Source organism: Microvirga arsenatis, assembly GCF_009910705.1.
In the GTDB taxonomy this organism is placed as follows: Bacteria; Pseudomonadota; Alphaproteobacteria; order Rhizobiales; family Beijerinckiaceae; genus Microvirga; species Microvirga arsenatis.
Genome location: NZ_JAAAXJ010000044.1, coordinates 2,501 through 5,550 on the forward strand (window position 1 = coordinate 2,501; position 3,050 = coordinate 5,550).

Sequence of the window (3,050 nt, forward strand, 5' to 3'; positions counted from 1 at the left end):
CCTTCAACCTGCTCATGGCTAGATCACCCGGTTTCGGGTCTACAGCAACGAACTCAAAACGCCCTGTTCAGACTCGCTTTCGCTGCGCCTCCACCTATCGGCTTAAGCTTGCTCGTTACTGTAAGTCGCTGACCCATTATACAAAAGGTACGCGGTCACCCAGGACGAACCTTGGGCTCCCACTGTTTGTAAGCATCCGGTTTCAGGTACTGTTTCACTCCCCTCGTCGGGGTGCTTTTCACCTTTCCCTCACGGTACTGGTTCACTATCGGTCGCTGAGGAGTACTTAGGCTTGGAGGGTGGTCCCCCCATGTTCAGACAGGATTGCACGTGTCCCGCCCTACTCACGTCCTGCCATCACCCTTATCCGTACGGGGCTATCACCCATATCGCCCGCCTTTCCATGCGGTTCCGGTGAGGATCAAGCAGGCACTGGCCTGGTCCGCGTTCGCTCGCCACTACTAACGGAGTCTCAATTGATGTCCTTTCCTCCAGGTACTTAGATGTTTCAGTTCCCTGGGTTCGCTTTAAACCCCTATGGATTCAGGGTCTAATACCTTCATCTGACCCTCCGTAGTGCAACACCACTGTTTCCAATGACGTCACAATACAAAGGGTCGAAGGTGGGTTTCCCCATTCGGAGATTCTTGGATCAACGCTCGTTCGCAGCTCCCCAAGACTTATCGCAGCGTACCACGTCCTTCATCGCCTCTCAGCGCCAAGGCATCCACCAGATGCTCTTACGACACTTGATTGCTCTCATGATCTTTGTCCGCTCGGCTAAAAGCCGAACAAAGACCTCAAGAAAGACCTGTCTTTGGATCGCTCCAAAGACATGTTTTTTGCTTGCCAAGGCATATCCGGCGCTCCCGGCTGCGGGCCGGGGCTGGTTCGCAGGAACTAGGTGGTCCTGCTGGCCGAATATGCCGCCTCTTTACGATTTCAAACATCCGCGCTCCCCGGGACGGGAAGGCGAACCTCCTGACAAGATCCGCACCCCCTTCAAGCCTCCACAGAAGCCTCAGGAGCATGCGAACATCCGGAACAAGGATCGTGGTGGAGCCTGTCGGGATCGAACCGACGACCTGAAGCTTGCAAAGCTACCGCTCTCCCAGCTGAGCTAAGGCCCCTGACGATCATGGTGGGCCTGGGACGACTCGAACGTCCGACCTCACCCTTATCAGGGGTGCGCTCTAACCACCTGAGCTACAGGCCCCAACCAGGGCCAAACCGCCCCAGCCGATGTGTTCCGGAGAAGAAAGAGAAACGAAGACGGCAGCGTCCCGCATGTCAGGGCCTGACTGGCCCTTATTGTTCCAAGAGCTCCGATAGAGGAGGCGTGCGCCTTCTCGTAAGAGAGCATCCTTAGAAAGGAGGTGATCCAGCCGCAGGTTCCCCTACGGCTACCTTGTTACGACTTCACCCCAGTCGCTGACCCTACCGTGGTCGCCTGCCCCCGTTAAGGTTGGCGCAGCGCCGTCGGGTAAGACCAACTCCCATGGTGTGACGGGCGGTGTGTACAAGGCCCGGGAACGTATTCACCGTGGCGTTCTGATCCACGATTACTAGCGATTCCGCCTTCATGCACTCGAGTTGCAGAGTGCAATCCGAACTGAGACGGCTTTTTGGGATTAGCTCCCCCTCGCGGGTTGGCTGCCCATTGTCACCGCCATTGTAGCACGTGTGTAGCCCAGCCCGTAAGGGCCATGAGGACTTGACGTCATCCCCACCTTCCTCGCGGCTTATCACCGGCAGTCCCCTTAGAGTGCCCCACTGAAGGATGGCAACTAAGGGCGAGGGTTGCGCTCGTTGCGGGACTTAACCCAACATCTCACGACACGAGCTGACGACAGCCATGCAGCACCTGTGTTCCCGCCAGCCGAACTGAAGGACCCTGTCTCCAGGGCCCATACGGGACATGTCAAAGGCTGGTAAGGTTCTGCGCGTTGCTTCGAATTAAACCACATGCTCCACCGCTTGTGCGGGCCCCCGTCAATTCCTTTGAGTTTTAATCTTGCGACCGTACTCCCCAGGCGGAATGCTTAAAGCGTTAGCTGCGCCACTGACGAGCAAGCTCGCCAACGGCTGGCATTCATCGTTTACGGCGTGGACTACCAGGGTATCTAATCCTGTTTGCTCCCCACGCTTTCGCGCCTCAGCGTCAGAACCGGACCAGTCAGCCGCCTTCGCCACTGGTGTTCTTGCGAATATCTACGAATTTCACCTCTACACTCGCAGTTCCACTAACCTCTTCCGGTCTCAAGCCATGCAGTATCGAAGGCAATTCTGTGGTTGAGCCACAGGCTTTCACCCCCGACTTACAAAGCCGCCTACGCGCCCTTTACGCCCAGTGATTCCGAACAACGCTAGCCCCCTTCGTATTACCGCGGCTGCTGGCACGAAGTTAGCCGGGGCTTCTTCTGCGGGTACCGTCATTATCGTCCCCGCCGAAAGAGCTTTACAACCCTAAGGCCTTCATCACTCACGCGGCATGGCTGGATCAGGCTTGCGCCCATTGTCCAATATTCCCCACTGCTGCCTCCCGTAGGAGTTTGGGCCGTGTCTCAGTCCCAATGTGGCTGATCATCCTCTCAGACCAGCTACTGATCGTCGCCTTGGTAGGCCATTACCCTACCAACCAGCTAATCAGACGCGGGCCGATCCTTCAGCGATAAATCTTTCTGCTCTCGCACGTATCCGGTATTAGCCCAAGTTTCCCTGGGTTATTCCGAACTGAAGGGCACGTTCCCACGCGTTACTCACCCGTCTGCCACTGACACCCGAAGGTGCCCGTTCGACTTGCATGTGTTAAGCCTGCCGCCAGCGTTCGTTCTGAGCCAGGATCAAACTCTCACGTTGAAGAGAATTCGATCTCGACTGCCGTCACTACGCAAATTGACAGAGTCCATCTCACTCCGGCCGAAACCGAAGCGGTGTACTCACCAAAGCGCAAGACTGGTCGATGTCTATTCCACCCGGCCCTCTCGGGCCGGCGCAAGGACACCGCCGCCTACGCTTCTCTTTCCTTCTCAACAATGTCAAAGAGCAAA

General features: G+C 56.6%; 2 tRNA genes and 2 rRNA genes (1 of these 4 cut by a window edge). All 4 read right to left on the reverse strand.

The features are described from left to right. Positions 1-755, reverse strand: a 23S ribosomal RNA gene (locus tag GR303_RS23920) (it extends 2,058 nt beyond the left edge of the window). A 299-nt stretch (positions 756-1,054) separates the two neighbouring features. Next, a tRNA-Ala gene (locus tag GR303_RS23925) sits at positions 1,055-1,130 on the reverse strand. A 9-nt stretch (positions 1,131-1,139) separates the two neighbouring features. Continuing rightward, positions 1,140-1,216: transfer RNA gene (locus GR303_RS23930), tRNA-Ile, on the reverse strand. Between the two features lie 153 nt (positions 1,217-1,369). Continuing rightward, positions 1,370-2,859: ribosomal RNA gene (locus GR303_RS23935) — 16S ribosomal RNA — on the reverse strand. Together the 16S and 23S rRNA genes with 2 tRNA genes alongside form the textbook arrangement of a ribosomal RNA operon. Between the last annotated feature and the right edge of the window lie 191 nt (positions 2,860-3,050).